Source organism: Fluviispira vulneris (genome assembly GCF_014281055.1).
GTDB classification, from domain to species: domain Bacteria; phylum Bdellovibrionota_B; class Oligoflexia; order Silvanigrellales; family Silvanigrellaceae; genus Silvanigrella; species Silvanigrella vulneris.
Genome location: NZ_JACRSE010000001.1, coordinates 715336 through 732056, shown reverse-complemented (window position 1 = coordinate 732056; position 16721 = coordinate 715336). Strand labels below are relative to the sequence as shown.

17 protein-coding genes are annotated in these 16721 nt (G+C 35.4%); 7 read left to right on the top strand and 10 right to left on the bottom strand.

Annotated features, from left to right (window positions below; all coding sequences use genetic code 11):
* Positions 1 to 9: 9 nt before the first annotated feature.
* From H7355_RS02915 to tmk, 4 genes are all read right to left on the bottom strand, one after another.
* Positions 10 to 1419, bottom strand: a complete 1410-nt coding sequence (locus H7355_RS02915; RefSeq protein ID WP_186644980.1) for a glycosyltransferase family 4 protein — start codon at positions 1417 to 1419, stop codon at positions 10 to 12.
* Between the two features lie 52 nt (positions 1420 to 1471).
* On the bottom strand, positions 1472 to 3943 hold the full coding sequence (glgP, locus tag H7355_RS02910) for an alpha-glucan family phosphorylase (protein ID WP_186644979.1): 2472 nt from the start codon (positions 3941 to 3943) through the stop codon (positions 1472 to 1474).
* A gap of 61 nt (positions 3944 to 4004) precedes the next feature.
* Positions 4005 to 4847, bottom strand: a complete 843-nt coding sequence (locus tag H7355_RS02905) for a hypothetical protein (RefSeq protein WP_186644978.1) — start codon at positions 4845 to 4847, stop codon at positions 4005 to 4007.
* Positions 4844 to 5500 carry a dTMP kinase gene (gene tmk, locus H7355_RS02900; RefSeq protein ID WP_286190640.1) on the bottom strand — a complete coding sequence of 219 codons (657 nt, stop codon included), beginning with the start codon at positions 5498 to 5500 and terminating at the stop codon, positions 4844 to 4846. Before tmk ends, H7355_RS02905 begins: the two co-directional genes overlap by 4 nt.
* 114 nt (positions 5501 to 5614) lie before the next feature.
* On the opposite strand from tmk, the gene H7355_RS02895 reads away from it, so the two are divergent.
* The 4 genes from H7355_RS02895 to H7355_RS02880 all read left to right on the top strand — a co-directional run bounded on the left by H7355_RS02895 (position 5615) and on the right by H7355_RS02880 (position 8108).
* Positions 5615 to 6112, top strand: a complete 498-nt coding sequence (locus tag H7355_RS02895; protein ID WP_186644969.1) for a hypothetical protein — start codon at positions 5615 to 5617, stop codon at positions 6110 to 6112.
* 183 nt (positions 6113 to 6295) lie between these two features.
* A complete protein-coding gene (locus H7355_RS02890) occupies positions 6296 to 7045 on the top strand; it encodes an L-histidine N(alpha)-methyltransferase (RefSeq protein ID WP_186644967.1) in 750 nt (249 codons plus the stop codon).
* Positions 7006 to 7257 (top strand): L-histidine N(alpha)-methyltransferase, encoded by a 252-nt coding sequence (locus H7355_RS16190; RefSeq protein ID WP_186645394.1) that lies wholly within the window; start codon positions 7006 to 7008, stop codon positions 7255 to 7257. The genes H7355_RS02890 and H7355_RS16190 overlap by 40 nt, the downstream gene beginning before the upstream one ends.
* Positions 7258 to 7481: 224 nt before the next feature.
* On the top strand, positions 7482 to 8108 hold the full coding sequence (locus H7355_RS02880) for a hypothetical protein (protein ID WP_186644965.1): 627 nt from the start codon (positions 7482 to 7484) through the stop codon (positions 8106 to 8108).
* Positions 8109 to 8190: 82 nt separating this feature from the next.
* Here the strand turns inward: H7355_RS02880 and H7355_RS02875 are convergent, their stop codons facing one another.
* Entirely contained in the window at positions 8191 to 8514 is a 324-nt protein-coding gene (locus tag H7355_RS02875; protein ID WP_130612839.1) for an RNA recognition motif domain-containing protein, read from the bottom strand.
* Between the two features lie 425 nt (positions 8515 to 8939).
* Here H7355_RS02875 and H7355_RS02870 point away from each other — a divergent pair, with 425 nt between their 5' ends.
* Positions 8940 to 9260, top strand: a complete 321-nt coding sequence (locus tag H7355_RS02870; protein ID WP_186644963.1) for a hypothetical protein — start codon at positions 8940 to 8942, stop codon at positions 9258 to 9260.
* A 121-nt stretch (positions 9261 to 9381) separates the two neighbouring features.
* Entirely contained in the window at positions 9382 to 10047 is a 666-nt protein-coding gene (locus tag H7355_RS02865; RefSeq protein ID WP_186644961.1) for a response regulator, read from the top strand.
* Between the two features lie 75 nt (positions 10048 to 10122).
* Here the strand turns inward: H7355_RS02865 and H7355_RS02860 are convergent, their stop codons facing one another.
* Positions 10123 to 10512, bottom strand: a complete 390-nt coding sequence (locus H7355_RS02860) for a PEGA domain-containing protein (RefSeq protein ID WP_186644959.1) — start codon at positions 10510 to 10512, stop codon at positions 10123 to 10125.
* 234 nt (positions 10513 to 10746) lie between these two features.
* Here H7355_RS02860 and H7355_RS02855 point away from each other — a divergent pair, with 234 nt between their 5' ends.
* Positions 10747 to 11766 (top strand): hypothetical protein, encoded by a 1020-nt coding sequence (locus H7355_RS02855; RefSeq protein WP_186644957.1) that lies wholly within the window; start codon positions 10747 to 10749, stop codon positions 11764 to 11766.
* Between the two features lie 417 nt (positions 11767 to 12183).
* Here H7355_RS02855 and H7355_RS02850 read toward each other — a convergent pair whose 3' ends face one another.
* The 4 genes from H7355_RS02850 to mmsA all read right to left on the bottom strand — a co-directional run bounded on the left by H7355_RS02850 (position 12184) and on the right by mmsA (position 16698).
* Entirely contained in the window at positions 12184 to 12657 is a 474-nt protein-coding gene (locus tag H7355_RS02850) for an alpha/beta hydrolase fold domain-containing protein (RefSeq protein WP_186644955.1), read from the bottom strand.
* Positions 12641 to 13885 (bottom strand): DUF1688 family protein, encoded by a 1245-nt coding sequence (locus H7355_RS02845; RefSeq protein ID WP_222435644.1) that lies wholly within the window; start codon positions 13883 to 13885, stop codon positions 12641 to 12643. The genes H7355_RS02850 and H7355_RS02845 overlap by 17 nt, the downstream gene beginning before the upstream one ends.
* Positions 13878 to 15125 (bottom strand): GTP cyclohydrolase II, encoded by a 1248-nt coding sequence (locus H7355_RS02840; RefSeq protein ID WP_186644953.1) that lies wholly within the window; start codon positions 15123 to 15125, stop codon positions 13878 to 13880. Before H7355_RS02840 ends, H7355_RS02845 begins: the two co-directional genes overlap by 8 nt.
* Positions 15126 to 15219: 94 nt before the next feature.
* Positions 15220 to 16698: a CoA-acylating methylmalonate-semialdehyde dehydrogenase gene (gene mmsA / locus H7355_RS02835; RefSeq protein ID WP_186644951.1), complete on the bottom strand. Its 1479-nt coding sequence runs from the start codon at positions 16696 to 16698 to the stop codon at positions 15220 to 15222.
* Positions 16699 to 16721: the final 23 nt, after the last annotated feature.

The window sequence follows — 16721 nt, the reverse complement described above, 5'->3', positions numbered from 1 at the left end:
TATTTCCTTTCAATGAAAATCACTGTATGCATTTATAAGCGTTTGAGCTGAGTGTTTCCAAGTTCTATGTGAAAGATCTTTTAATGAGTTTTCAACAAGTTCATTGCGAATGGGTTTATACTTTAAAATACTCAGAATTCTATCAGCCATGAGATCGGTGTCCCAAAAGTCAACTTTCATAGCATGATTTAACACTTCGGAAACACCAGACTGTTTAGAAATAATAACAGGTATATTTTTTGCAATAGCTTCAAGAGCAACAATGCCAAAAGGTTCAGAGACGCTTGGCATGACAAATAAACTTGAGTCATTTAAAACATTTTGCACACCTTCAGCATTTAGAAAACCTGAAAAAATAAAATTCTTATCTATTCCCAGTTCCCAAATGAGTTGTTTCATAGAGGGGAGAAGGTCACCTGTGCCAACGACTTTAAATATAACATTTGGATTAATTTTTAGAACTTTTTGGGCAGCAAAAACAAAATATGACGGGCCTTTTTGAAAGGTGATTCGGCCAACAAAAGTAACAGTTTGTTTATTTGATTTGTGTTCAATTGACTTTTCAGTCTTTTTTATAAGAGTAATATGTTGATCATTGTTGGCATTGTATACGACTTTTATTTTTTTGTGCATGATCCCAAACTTTTCGATAATTACATTCTTTGTGTAATTTGAAACCGCTATGATCATGTCGGCATTTTCGAGACCTTTTTTTTCGATTGCAAGGATGCGGCGGTTATTGTGAATATCTCCAGCTCGATCGATTTCAGTGGAATGAATATGTGCGACTACAGGAATATCATATTTGGAATTGAGCATATCTATTGCGGTGAAACTCATCCAATCATGAGCATGAATAATATTATAATCTGGATCTTTAGATAAAATGTCTAAAGCAAGTAGTCCAAGAGCATATATCTTTTCATTAATTTCATTGCTTATAGAAAAAGTAAATGGTTTGATTTTGAGGTTTATTTCATTGCTTTTTAAATTTTCAGTTAATAAATGATGGTAATTTTTTAAGTCTTTTTCTAAATTTTCTTTTTCATTTTGCGATAGATCAATATCATTCAAGGTGTAATTGTAGTGAGAAATATTATTTTTATTTGATATATTTTGTATTATATTCTCAATGTCTTGATAGGTTTGCGAAATTATTTCGAAAACACTTTTTTGTTTTTGGTTGTGAACTGATTTTATATTATGAATGTTTTCGTCAATTTCTTCGTCAAGGATATATGGATTTTCGGGACTGACAATTTTGAGACCTTTTATTTTTACTGAATGGGGAAAATAAGGTAAAACAAGTGTTACTTTATGCCCCAAAGAGATGAGCCCATTTATCAGTCCTTCCGTAGCTGTTGCTAAGCCACCAGAAATCATTGGAGGATACTCCCATCCTAACATTAGTATCTTCATAATTCCACCGTTCTCAATTCAAAAAATTCATCATTAAGCATTCAAAATATTGTTAACGTGCTACTAAATTTAAATCAAGATGTTCTGGAAAAATAATTGGATTTGGACACACTCGGATATTATATGTACGGATTTCTGGATTGGTAGTTTCGAGATGTGTAACGTAGATAAACTTTTTGCCAGAATCTTTTTCTACACATGGCATAACAATATCTTTGCTTATAATTTCTGATTTATTGTTGTCAGATTTAGAAAAAACTAGGTTAACTTCAAGCCAATTTTCAGGGAAGGGTGAATATATTTCAACCTGTAACGTAACAGTCTCGCCGACACTTACGGTATCAGAAGGCTTTAACTCCACGCGAGTTATTTCAACTTGTCGCCATTTTTCTTTTAATTCCTGCACATTATTTATATGTTTTTTTAATGCATTTATTTGCTCTGTAGAGTGCATAGACCATTTTTCATGAAATTTTGCAGCGGGTAGATAGGACTGATTTGTATAATCCATTAACATTCTATTTGCGCTAAAGCGAGGAGTGAGTGTTGAAATTGCTTTTTTCATTTTCTCAATCCACTCATTTGGTACTTTAGAACTATAATAGAGAGGAACAATTGCAAACTCTAAGGTATCATATAAACTTTGGGCATCTCGTTCATCTCTTAAATTTTCATTAGTGAGCATTTCTCTTGAACCAATACACCAACCCAGGTCTTCATGGTAGGCCTCGTCCCACCAACCATCGAGGATGGAAAAATTTAATCCACCATTAATGGCAACTTTCATCCCACTCGTCGCTGAAGCCTCGAGGGGGCGGATAGGAGTATTTAACCACACATCAATTCCTCGCACTAATTTATGCGCAATCTGCATATCGTAATTTTCAAGAAAGACAATATTTGAATTTAAATTTTCATTCTGTATATATTTAACAACAGATTGAATAATTTCTTTCCCTAAATGATCTGCAGGATGAGATTTGCCTGATATAATTAATTGTATCGGACGGTCTTTATTTTGCATGAGTTTTTTAAGTCGCTCTATGTCACGAAAGATAAGATTGCCTCTTTTATAACTGGCAAATCGACGGGCAAATCCAATTGTTAAATATTCAGGAGATAAATATGACTTTGGTATGGATGACAATAAGCGGCTTTTGCGAGTCATGTGGATATTCCAAATTTCAGTATTTGGAATATTTTCAATTCTTTTCCAGATAGTCGGATCATTTAATTTTGCATCCCATCCTTTACCCAAATAAAAATCAAATAGCTCTACCAATTCGTTACACAGCCATGTGCGTGTGTGAATCCCATTGGTGATACCATTAATTGGGACTTCTGAATCCAAGAGGTCGGGCCAAAGCGGTTTCCATATTTTTTTCGACACTTTTTTATGCAGCTGACTCACTCCATTTCTATGCCCACTCGTCCGTAAAGCAAAGACGGGCATGGAAAATTCAGCATGATTGTCGGGAGGACGGCCTAAATTAAAAAATTCATTATCAGGAATGCCATAGTTTTTATAGAGATCGCCTAAATAATGAGCAAGCATTTGTGCTGGAAAAGCATCGTTCCCTGCAGGTACGGGCGTATGGACTGTAAAAACTTGTGTTCCTTTAATAGCGATAAGAGCTTCCTGCCAATCAAGACCTTTTTTTATCAGTTGAGAAATTCTTTCTAAAGTTAAAAAAGCGGAGTGACCTTCATTAAGATGATAAACAGAAGGTTGAATTTGTATTTTTTGTAAAGCACGAGTCCCACCAACACCTAAAATAATTTCTTGTTGAATGCGTAACTCTTGTCCACCAGCATATAAGCGCGATGTTATGAGACGATTTTCAGCAGAATTTTCTGGAACATTAGTATCCATTAAATAAAGAGGAATTTTACCTACATTTAATTTCCAAATTTGAAAATATATTTTAGAACCTGCAATTTCAACATCAACAAGTATTGGCTTATTTGAAGATTCAACCATAAGCTGCATCGGTAAATAAAAAGGATCATTTGTATCATAGTTTTCTATTTGCCAACCATCTTTATTTAATATTTGGCGAAAGTAACCTTCAGAATAAAACAAGCCAACGCCAACCATAGGTAACGATAAATCACTCGCCGTTTTTAAATGATCACCTGAGAGTACTCCTAGACCTCCTGAATAAAGTGGAATGCTTTCATGCAAACCAAATTCCATTGAAAAATAGGCTATTATATTTGAATTTTTATATTCTGTTACTTTATTAGTTCCTGTTTCAAGATAATCTAAAAATTCTTTGTACACTTCATTCAGGTGCTCTAAAAATCCGTCATCTTCTTTCAGACTGTCCCATGTAGATGAAGGTAGGGTGTTTAAAAGCTTAAGTGGACATGGGCCACTGGCTTCATATTCTTGGGGATTGATCCGCCTAAATAAGTTTATAGCGTTGCTATTCCATGACCACCAAACATTGCGCGCAAGCTCCCAAAGCGGATGTAAATTGCTTGGTAAGGATGAGCGGATGTGCAGTTGAATTGTTCGCATGTGTATTCTCCCCATTTTTGTCTGAGGATTTTCACTTTATTTTTTTAGAAAATCAACTTGTTCAGGCAACTTGAAAACAGGTGAAAATGCGAATGAGCCACAATTGCGTTGAAGGATTCAAGCTTTCATTGTTTTTCCATTCCGAAATTTGCGACAGGATAAATTTCGAAACTGAGAGAAAATCAGGCTCTTTTTTAAGGCGTTCACATGTTATAAAAACAATTATGTCTTGCAATAAATGAGCTTTGTATTCTTTTGCAAGTTTTTCCGATAGTTCAATAATATTTTTTAGTTTTACAGGATTTATTGAACTGATAATCTGTTCGGAGAGGGTTTGATTGAGATAAGAAATAGAATTTTTAAATGAATCCACTTGTAACTTTATTGCTTTGTAGTCTTCTTGTGTTAATTCACTCACAATATTTTTCTTTTCGATGTCCGTAAAATGGAGAAAAACTTTTAGACAGCGGCTTGTTATTGTTGGTAAGACAAGGCTTAAATCTTTTGTTGTGAGTACAAATAAAGAATGAGCTTGAGGCTCTTCGAGTGCTTTTAACAGCGCATTGGCTGAATTTGCATTCATCCTTTCGCAATTTTCAATAAAAAAAAGACGACGGGTGCCTTCATTGGGTTGATAAAGAGAAAGTTCTTTAATTGCTTTTAGATCTTCAATTCTCAATATTTTACGCTGTCTATCTGCAATAAATATATCACTATGGTTAGAGGCAATTTCAAAGGCAGAGGTGTTTTCACTTTTAAATAATTCAATATCGCAACTTGCTTTGATAAGTAAACGAAAATGCTCATCCGAAAAATCATTGTTTTCAAACTGTCTTGAAACAAGAAGAAGGGCATGGTGTTTAATGTTTTTTATATTCGCTATAAATTCATGAAAAGTTTTCATAAATGGATCCCAAGCGTATTCAATACTGCTAGCTTAACTTGGGCAAACACATTTTCAACAGATGCATTGGCGTCGATTGCAATTCTAACTGGTACTTTACCACTTGGATAAGGTAACTTGTTCGTTAATATTTCTTTATATCCATTCATTATTTGTGTATGAATATCATTTGAAAAAGAATCCAGTCTGTCTTCTGTTCGCCTTTTTTCTTTTTTTATCCTCGACAAAGCTTTCTGTGGGTCAGCCGTTAACACCAATGTGAGATCCGGAATGATATTTTGCAAAGCATATTGCGAAATGGCATCGACCACCTGTTTCTCAACCTTGCCCACAAAACTTTGATACACATATGTGCTGTCAAGAAAGCGATCACAAATAATATGCTCACCTTTTTTCAATCCGGGCTCGATGACCTTTTGTATGTGCTGAGCGCGAGCGGCCGTGATGAGCAGAAGCTCTGTTAAGGGAAGTGGGGCGTCGCCATGCGCATTGATCCGTTTGAACAACGCACGAATGTCCTCCGCAAAGGGTGTGCCTCCGGGTTCGCGCGTGAGCGTGCAGGTTATGCCTTGCTGTTTTAAAGATGTGAAAAGAAGTTCGATTTGAGTGCTTTTACCAACACCTTCGCCACCTTCAAATACTATAAATGCCATTTGTTCTACCTGGTTAAATGCAGTTTTTACCGTAGGGGAGTTCCCCATGACTATTAACATAGAACAGGACTCCGATAGAAAGAAGGAAAAAATCCAGAAAAAGAGGAGGGGCAGATGGATAAAAATGAACTCGATATGCTGAGCATCTCAGCCTATGCCGATTCTTCACATGCCCGTGATCGTGAACTCTGGCGCGGTTTTTTAAGCTATGCATTGCCCGTTGTGATGGCTTACGACCCTTCTAAAATAGATAAAAACTTGGCTGATGCCGTGGTCTACTCCTTGCATGAACTCACTGTAAAGACAGGGAAATCTTCTTCTAAATCCGAGTTGCTGCGCTCGATTTCTATCCTATTGGCTAAAGAGATTGGTGTTTCACAAGAATTTGCTTTGGCCTCCTTTTTTGAAGGCGAAATGCCTGCCACAAGACTGTATAAAATCAATTACAGACCCATGAAGAAGTCGGCCAAAGTCCATCAAGAGGATGTTATGATTGGCGGTTGGCTTGCAGATTTGGCAAAAGTGCAGTCAGATAAAAAATTCTTAAAAACGGTCGAGAAATGGCGCAAGTGGATGGAGTCTGAAGATGATGATCACAAAGAAGCGAGTTGATAGTTTTGATGATTTAATTATGAACAAATGACAAAATTTTCATTAAAAAATGAATTTAAAACTTGAAAAGAGTTTAGTATTTTTCTATTTTGTTATTTGGATTATAATTTTTATGTTTTAGATTAAGTTTATAAAAAATTAAATATTTTATTCAAATAAAATAAATTTATTATAGGAAAAAATATGAACAATAATAAAAATTCATTACAGGAATCAGAATTCGCTTTGGATGTAAAGCAGGGACTAGAGAGTTTTCCAAAACGAATTCCTAGCAAATATTTTTACGATAAAGAAGGAAGTCGTCTTTTTGATCTTATAACAGAGCAGGAAGAATACTATTTAACACGTACTGAGAAGCAAATTTTAGCATCTTGTGCGAGTGAATTAAAACCTTATGTTGGGAAAATTAAAGAAATTTTAGAATTCGGGCCTGGTGATGGTTCGAAGGCAGAAATTATTCTTAAGCATTTTATGACTTGGAATCCCAAAGAAATAAGTTACAAAGCTATTGATATTAGCATCTCTGCTATCGAACAATCACTTGCGCGGTTCAGGAAATATCCAAACATTCAAACCAGCTCGATCATTGGAGATTATAATTCATTTTCTTCTCCTGCAATTGACAATAATGGGCGCTTTTTTCTATTTTTAGGTTCAACGATTGGAAATTATGATCCAGCGCAGGTAAAAGATTTGCTTAGTGGAATTAGTCAGCATATGACAAAAAATGATTTTCTACTCATAGGTTTTGATAAGAAAAAAGATATTTCATTGCTTACGGAAGCTTATAACGATAAAGCGAATATAACTCACGATTTTAATTTAAATTTGCTTGTAAGAATGAATGCTGAGATTGGCTCCAATTTTATAAAATCTAACTTTTCTCATCATGGATTTTACAACCCCTTAATTGGAGCGATGCAAAGTTTTTAATTTCTGAAAAACTGCAGACAATTTATTTTAAAAAATTACAAAAATCATTTTGTTTTGATTATGGTGAGGCGATTCACGTAGAAAATTCATTTAAATACTCAGATAATGATATTTTTAATTTTGCTCAGAATACTGGATTTTCTGTAATAAAAAATTTTACCGATGAAAAGAAAATGTTTACCGATTCTCTTTGGAAAATAAAGGAGAGTTGAAGTTGAGGCAGTGATGTAAAGTTAGAATGAATGAAATTGTTTAAAAATAAATCAATTAAAATTTTATTAAAATATATTTTAATTTATCTAGAAATTTAAATTTTTTTAAGTTAGTTAATTAAGTGTTATTTATATTTTTATTTTATAATTAATTTAATGTGTAAAATTAACTTATATAATTAATTATTTTAAGAAAGTTTTTATTTTTTTTGAGAGAAGAGATTATGCATAAATTTAAATTTACACCAAAAATACTTTGTGTATTTTTGGTCTTACCGTTATATTCTTTTGCACAAGATAGTAAATACACATTAAATGATTCTAAGTCTTCAATTCAACCTGATTCTTTTCAGCCAGTGTATTCAGCGTGGGATCCACAAAAAAATTACAATGAACCAGGGCAAATTGTTGAGCATAAGCAAAGGCTTTATCGTTATAAATTTGATTTTGTAGGAAAAAATAATGACTCAATGCGTGAACCTGGCTCTCAACCTGAGGATAAAAATCCTTGGGAGCTTGTAAGTTTTGAAAATTTAGCAAATTATCGAAAAATTTTTCACAATTATAATAATTTATGGGAGCAGAAAAAGCCATGGGAGCAGGATAAAATTTGGCATGAGGATTCTTGGGAATATAATTATGCAAAAAATGATTTTACTAAACCATGGGAACAACAGAAACCATGGGAACAACAGAAACCATGGGAACAACAGAAACCATGGGAGCAGAGTTTAGAAAATCAAAATAAAACTGTGCAAGATGTAATGGAAAACTTTGCTAAACAGCAAAATTTGCATCAGAGAAAAATGAATGGAGAAAGTATTGAATCTATTTATAATGGACGAAGTTAATTAGTAATTAAAAAGCCCTCAGTCCTAAAAGGAACGAGGGCTTTTTAATTCGCGTTAGCAAAAGGATCAATTGAGCTTGATCTTAGTAGCGAGTGCGGTTTCCACCACGATCGCCACCACGATGACCGCCGCCGAATCCACCGCGGTTGTTGCGTGGTTCAGGTGGACGAGCTTCGTTTACGATCATTGGACGGCCGTTAAGCTCAGAACCGTTGAACATAGAAATAGCTTGTTGTGCTTCAGCTTCTGTTCCCATTTCAACAAAACAGAATCCTTTAAAACGGCCTGTTTCGCGATCCATAACGGCACGAACGGAAGCCACATTACCAGCCTTTTCAAAAAGACTAGCAACATCATTTTCACTAACAGAAAAAGGCAAATTGCCTACATATAACTTGGTACCCACAGGATCTCCAGTTGAATTGAACAAATGCCGATCTAACACAAAAGCCCCATGCCACGCGTTGTATCGAACAATAAAAACTTTGAGAAAAACGGTGGCTCTGAAAACTTTTCATGACTCACGGAGTATTCTCGGTTCCCAGTGTTTCACGGAACGTCTCTATTTGCAAGAGAAAAATGACGTCAAGAAAAAATCTTTTTAATTTCATAATGTTAATAATTTATTAGAATCAGTCTAAATCCTCCAAAAGGTCAGAGTGATGCTTTTTTGAACATCTCTCCTTTATTTTTATCGTAATTTTTGTCTACTTTCTAAACTCCCTTTGAAGCCATAATCAGAATGATGTATGAAGTTATGAGAGCAAATTTAAATTTTCTTTCAGCAATGCATAATTATTTAAACATTTTATTCAGTAATAAAGGATAGATATGAATTTCCAAACAGCTTTGAGCCTCGTTTCTCTCTCTGGAGCATCCCTCCTTACCGTTTCTTGCCTTACTGTGGGCACCCAGTTTCCAGCCAAAGTCACTTGGATAAAATCAGACAAAACGACAAAAGATGAAATTGAAAAGGCTTTTGGCCCACCATTTCGTGTGGGTTATGATTCTGGCTACAGAACATATTCATATGGGTATTATAAATATTCCGCCTTTTCTGAAAGTCAAACAAAAGACCTAACCATACGTTTTAATGAAAATGGGACAGTGAGTAGTTACACATTTAGTAGCTCATTTCCGGAGGATAAATAAAAAGCATAGGTTCAGACAAAGAGCGGCATTTAAAAACTATAATGGATTAGTCAGACTGATTTGAATGAAAATAAAAAGATAAACGTGTGGAATTAAGATTGTTTGCTAAAGGAGCTTTGCAATGAAGAAAGACTTTATGGATAAAACAATTTTTATAGTAGACGATGAACCAGATATATTGGATGCAATGGCATCAGTCATTCAAATCTATTTGAAGATCAATATCGTTTTATTCAATTCATCTGTTGAAGCTTTAGAGAAAATCAAATCCGGAGATGTGCCCAATTTAATAATCTCTGATATTAAAATGCCTATGCTTGACGGACTCAAGTTTGTTTCTGAAATTAGGAAGTTAAATATCCGTAAACCCATTATTATCCAGTCAGCATTTGCTAATAAAAAAGATGCCATTCAATCACTTCGTCTTGGGGTCTATGGATTACTCGATAAACCTGTTCCGCATGAACTTCTTATTCACGAGATTACCCGTGCACTCAATATGGAAGAATATGCTTTGATAGCAGAACAGTTGCGCAGAGAAAAAGATTTATTAATTGCGCTTTTTCAAAAGTTTATTGCCAAAAATCATGAGAGAATTGCAAATGTAGAAAATTTATTATTAAATGAGAGTAAAGTTTTTTCAAAGAATAAAAATAAAGATAAATTGGCAACTTTTTTAAAAGATATCAAAGAAAGCAATGCGATCGATCGCGAGGTCTCAAAAGTTTTTCAAAGCGTGAATGAGCTTATGACTAAGCAAGAAGAACAAATTAATTATACAAATTAAAAACGATCTGAAATAAGAAAACTTTTTTCGGATCGTTATACTTAAGTGTTTTAAATATTTTGTTAATTTATTTTTTTAATGAATAATCGGCGTTAGTTCTGTATGTACTGATAAATTCGCAGGATCAATCTTTAAAATATTTCCTGTTGCGGCATCGATTAGAAAGCCAAAACCATTTAAAATATTCCATATACCGACAGGTTGGAATTTAGAATTAACCATAATAGAAGTTTCTGAGAAATTTTCTTTTCTTAGAACAAGAGTTTTACCACCATAAATATAAGAAGAGAGAGTAATAACAGAAGGGGTTTTTCCGACACGGGCTCCATCAATATAAATATCAGCTCCTTGTGGTTGGGAATCGACTTTGACAAGTCGGGTATTATCTCCATACATGCTTGCGCAACTAGTTAATAATGCAGAGATAACCAGTAATATAGCGGTTTTTTTAAAAAGTGTTTTCAAAATTTATCTCCTTGAAATTTCTAGTGATATAGCATTATTGAGTGATATATTCATATATAATGCTGTTTAAGTTTTATATTATTTTTTTAAAATGTAAAGATCATTTTTTTTGCAAATCACTGCAACATTTTGTTTCGCGTATTTTTCTTGAATAATTATTTTTAAGTGCTATCCAAAAAAATCCGTAATTTTTCTTTACGGATTTGTTGTTTTAAGTTGTTTTAAGGGTAAAAAATGAAGTTTCGTCAAATATATTCAACTATTGTTACTGGTGTTTTCTTTACGATTATGAAATCTGCTTTTGCATGCTCATCTTGTGGATCAAGTGCAACCTCTCCATTGGTTTTAAATCCCGATGAAAATTTGAAAATGTATTTTGGGATCGCACAAAATTTTAATTATATGGATTATGGTGTAAAAAAAATCTCAGAAACGAAACAAATTCCGAATCATAAAATATCTTCTCGACGTATTTTAACTTTAGGAATTGGCTATAGAACTACTAAAAATTCGTTTGTTACTTTAACTGGGTCTTTTGTCCGTAATCAAGGAGATGTGAATCCAACCAATGTCAATGAAGGTTTTGAACATAAATATTTAGTTGCCGATCCTATTCTCGCAGGCCGCTACAATTTAATGGATATGAGTCTTGCAAGCACCTATCGTCCACAAATTCAATTGGCACTCAGTTATAAACCCAGCCTTGCAAAAAATATGGTCGATGATGACCCTGTAGCAGTGAAAACAGTAGGCAATGGTTTTCATCAAGTCACAGGTGGACTTGATTTCTGGTTTGGTATGCCATTTATCCAATTCGGTTTTGCTCAATTTGTGACATATTCATTCGATAGACATCCTGATAATGCAGGAAGAACCTGCTGTGGGATGTTGAGTTCAACGACAACACAAATTAAACGCACTCGCGATCTTCAATACACCACTGTTCTTACAGTTGGGCATTCTTTTAAAGAAAGCAAAATATCTGTACAAGGTGGTGCAATACTTGATTATATTGGGAAAGAAGTCGTTACAAATAAAAATAATACCACAGGCGTAGAAACTTCTTGGACAAGAAATGCTGCACAGTCCAATTCCTTATTTGCCAATGTAAAATACAAACCAACTTTTGAAGATACATTTAGGTTGTCTTATACCATGGGTGGAGCCTATAATGGAGATTTAGGTTATTTTACGAATGCAAATCAAACAACTTTTGATACATTGTCTCTTTCATATGAAAGAACATTTTTCTAATAATAAATTACAATAAATTTGCTAAAAAATAATATTTGTAATATTGTTAATTGTTCTTAAATGGTAGTATTTAGGAACTATTTTTTCTAACTATATATAAATGTGATCTATGTTTAAAAATTTTTTGCGCATTTCGTTTTTTATTTTTTTTCTCAATTATACTTTGTTTTGCTACGCAAAATGTCAGGACATGGGATTAACAGATTTCGAAAAATCTATAAAAACTTTGCCAAAGGTTAAACTCGTATTTTTTTCCACTTGGTGCATAGACTGCAAGGAAAAACTTGAAAAGATTAAAGAGTATAAAAACAATAAAGAAAATGTGATATTAATAAATACTTTTTCTACTAAATCCAATCCTGACGATGTGTTAAAAGCTTTTGACTTGAGCGATTTCACCTGTGTGATCGACAGCTCTCATAAAATCAGAGAGAGATTTGCAGTAGAAAAGGTTCCTAAAATTCTAGAATTTTCTCCCACTGCTGAGGACGCTGAAATAAATTCACAGACTAAATCTGCTGATATCCTAGCCTCCGGAAAAGTGTCGAGTGTACTGAAAAAGCCGTGAACAGTTCCTGCAAATTCGTAGTACTTCATTTCTGTTTTATGAGTATAACACTTTTGTGCATAGAGATAGGCATCATCACGCAGGGGATCGCATTCTCCGGCTATGATTAAGGTTTTGGGCAATGAAGAAAAATTATTGTAATAATAAGGATATATTTTAGGATTTGTCGAATTTTTTTCAGCTGCGCCGTTTAAATAATAATCGAAGAAAATATTCATATGCTCAGTTTCTAGGGAAAAACCTTTAGCATATTTATTATAAAAAAAATTATTTTTAGTAAATCTGCGAAAGAAATTTTGAAAAAAACTAAAAAACAGTTCCATCGCTGTTTATTTTTAGGGGTGGACTTTTATCTTTGCGCATTTGTTCAGCCATTTTTCTTCCAGCCCACCATGTACCCCCTTCTAGAACACGCGCCAAAGGGAATTCTGAAGGTTTTTTTCCCAAAATTTCTGTTACTTTTTTCCCGATTTCATCGAGGAAAGTGATCGTCAAAGCTCTCCACTCAATAATAAGATCTGAACTTGGCAAGTGGACTTTTTCAAGCTCTTCCTTGTTTTTTAAAGTGATTAAACCTGAATCGAGGATAAGGCCTCCATTGCGATATTCTGCTAAACCTGTGAGGGAATCTATTTGCGTAATGCTCAAACCAGCTTCCGTGAGTGGCTCAAATAAAGAATAAGAAAGCCATTGTGACAACTTATGAAAAGGAACGAGAGCTTGAATCCCTTCACCGAGAGCTTTATAGTTCCAAACATCACCAATATTGACTTGATTGATTGTGGCCCGTCCAGGCCAGATGGAACCTAATCCCTGCTGCAATGTGCGCAAAATAAAAGTTGCTGATATTTTTCCTGAGGGTGATTTTTCTTGGAAATAATCGAGCATATTTCCTATGCGCTGACTTTCTGTGCCAAAGAGATCCACATCGTTATGCAAAGCATGTCCTAAATTGTGCAGAAGTTTTAAGCGCCCTTGTAGACCAATAATTGGATTTTTTTCAGTTACTTGTAGGCCATCTGCCAGTTCTTTTTCACTTATGCAGAGAAGTCTTTCGGCGTCGACACGCAAAGGACTTTTTTTGTCGGCAGAAAAGAATCCTGCTAAAAATAGACGAAAGCTTGCTACAGCCAGTCCTTCGGAACGAGAATATTCTTTGCCCGACTTTTGTTCTAAGTAACGCCAGCGCATACCAGCGCCTGCATCGAGCAGCACACTCACAACGACGAGATCGAGTTTCGCTTTGGTTTGTTGGCTGGGAGTCTGCTTTTCAAGTTGTAAGATAAGTTCTGAAACTCTGTCGATATTGCCAACGTTAAAGTGATTCCACCGCGAATGAAATGGAATATTTAATTTTGGATAATTGCTTAAAGTAACATCAATCACAAATTTTGAAACTTCATCAATTTTATCAAGATGAATTTGAAACTGAGTTTTGTCAGCTATTGTTAAATTATATATTTCTAAAGATTTTTTTCGAATTGTTGCTGGAGAAAAGATATATTCAATATCGTTGATATCTCCACTATAATCTATCATATTATCACTCATTCAGATTGCGTCCTTTCACTTTTAAGAGCTCAGTCGCATCTTTTGTTTTCCCTTCAGTATAGTATCCCGCCGCTTTTTTGGCTTCCATTTCTACTTGTGCATCCAATGGTATAAGCTCATCGGGTATTGAGACCCTACGGATAACCTCTATTCCACTGTCAACAATTGCATTGTATTTCATATCACTCATAGACACGAGATTGTCTATGCGTTGTATACCGAGCCAATGCAAAACATCTGGCATAAGTTGTTGAAAACGCATGTCTTGTACGCCTGCGACACATTCTGTCCGGTGAAAATAAGTAGCTGCACTGTCACCACCTTCTTGCCTTTTGCGTGCATTGTATACGAGAAATTTTGTCACTTCACCCAGTGCACGTCCCTCTTTGCGAAAATAAACAATCACTCCAGATCCGCCTTCCTGTGCAGTGCGAATAGATTCTTCAATGCCATGAGTTAGATAAGGGCGGCAGGTGCAAATATCTGAACCAAATACGTCAGATCCATTGCATTCATCATGAATACGTACTGTCAATTGTTTAGAGAGATCAGATATATGCGCAACATTTCCAAACATATAAATAGACGTGCTGCCTATGGGTGGAAGCAATATTTTTAAATCTTTGCGAGTTATGAGTTCAGGAAACATTCCTCCCGTTTGATCAAAAAGAACTCGACGGAGATCGCCTTCTGAAACATTAAATCTCTTTGCAATTCCGGGTAAATACCAAACGGGATCGATGGCTGCTTTAGTTACAAGAACATCTTTGTTTTTTGTAATGATCTTATTATCAATATGCAATCTTCCTGACTCAATTGCTTGATTTATTTCTGGCATATTAATATGAGCGGTTGTTATTGCAATTGTTGGTCTTATATCATATCCTTTTTCATAAAAACTTTTAAAAGCTTCTGCGACTTGAGCCCCCCAAGGGTCAAGACTGACTATTTTTTCTGGGTCGCCCCATGACGGAAAAGGACCAATATTTGTGATGGGTGCTGTGTTGGTAAGGTCAGGTTTATGGTCCATAGTCAAGGCACCAGAAGCATTGGCCAATGCTCTGTAGACAGTGTAGCTGCCACTATGGGTACCAATCGCATTACGGTGCTCTCTTTTTGTTAAAGATGCGACCACAGGACCACGTAAAATGGGTGTGCTTTCTCCCCAGTTGAGAGGAGCTGCTTGTTTAAAAATGCTTGCAGGGTGAGAAGTTAAAAGAACATGACCGTTATTTGCCATTTTGATTCTCCAAGCTGTATAAAACATCTGACAGTTACTTTAGTGCTTATATTTAAAACATCCGACAGTTACTTTATTGAAGCATCAAGTTGATTCATGACATCCAATTGTTTGTTTTTTGTTGCATCCATTTGCTCGTAATTTTTTTCCTTTGGCTCCAAAACTCAATTCCACTTTCCCCAGTGATATCTCCATGTCCAAATTTGGATTGATTGAAACCACCAAAGGAAAATGGTTCCCGAGGAACAGGGATTCCGACATTGATTCCAATCATGCCAGATTGCGCCTTTTCTGAGACATATTCAGCAACATCACCCCGTGTTGTAAAAACGGAAGCAGCATTGCCGTAAGGGTTTGCATTTTCAATCGAGAGAGCTTCAGCTAGGTTTTTACAGCGAATAATTGAAAGGATAGGGCCAAAGAGTTCTTCTTTTGCGGCAAAACTTTCTGCTGTTACGTTGTCTAATATAGTAGGATTCAACCAGTAGCCTTTTTCAAATTCTTTTGGAATTGTTACTTTACGTCCGTCCACAACAATTTTTGCACCTTCTTTTTGTGCTTTATCAATTGCATTGCACAAACGAATATAAGACTCATTTGTTATTATTGCGCCCATATTTATTTTAGGCTGAAATTCTTTTGCTCGTTCGGCAAGTGTGTTTATTATTTGATCTACTTCTCCAACTGCAAGTAAGACACTTGCAGCCATACAACGCTGGCCAGCGCATCCTGTAAATGATGCAAGAATTCCATCAACAGCTGTTTCTTTATCTGCATCTGGCATTAAAATAATATGATTTTTTGCGCTTCCTAACGTTAATGCTCTTTTCCCATGTGCCGTTGCTCTTTTATACACCTCTTTTGCCACAGGAGTTGAACCCACAAAAGCAATTGCTTTTATGTCGTCATGTTCGCAGAGGCCATCGACTGTTACTTTATCACCCTGAACAACGCTGAGAACGCCATCGGGCAATCCCGCTTTTTTCAAGCCTTCTGCAATAAGCAAAGAGGTCATCGCTGTTTTTTCAGATGGTTTCCAAATAAAACAATTTCCAACGATCAAAGCATTTGGGATCATCCACAATGGCACCATAGCTGGAAAATTACTTGGGGTAATACCTGCGACAATCCCAAGCGCTTCCCTGCGGTATTCACAGGTCACTCCCCTAGAAACAGGTGTTTTATAAAGGCGTTCACTTGCAGGTAGACTTATGGCAAAATCAATAATTTCAACACCTTTTAGCAAGCCATCCTGTGCTTCCTTCGGAAGTTTGCCACATTCATTGCTAATCGTTTGCGAGAGAAGCTCAAGGTTTTCTAAAATCCAGCCTCTAAATTGATTTAAGATCTGAGCTCTTTCACGCAAACTTGTTTCAGCCCATACCTTTTGTACAGCTTGCGCTGAATTAATTGCTTGTGAGATATCATGGACGTTGCTTCTAAATGTGCGTGCGATAGGCAATCCTGTCGAAGGATTTTTAATGTGTGAAAGCTCTTCAGCTGGTTTTATCCATTTCCCTCCTATAAAATTAATGCACTCAACTAATTCTTGGTTTACAAAGCGACTTAGCATACGATGAATTTCCTTTATGCTCT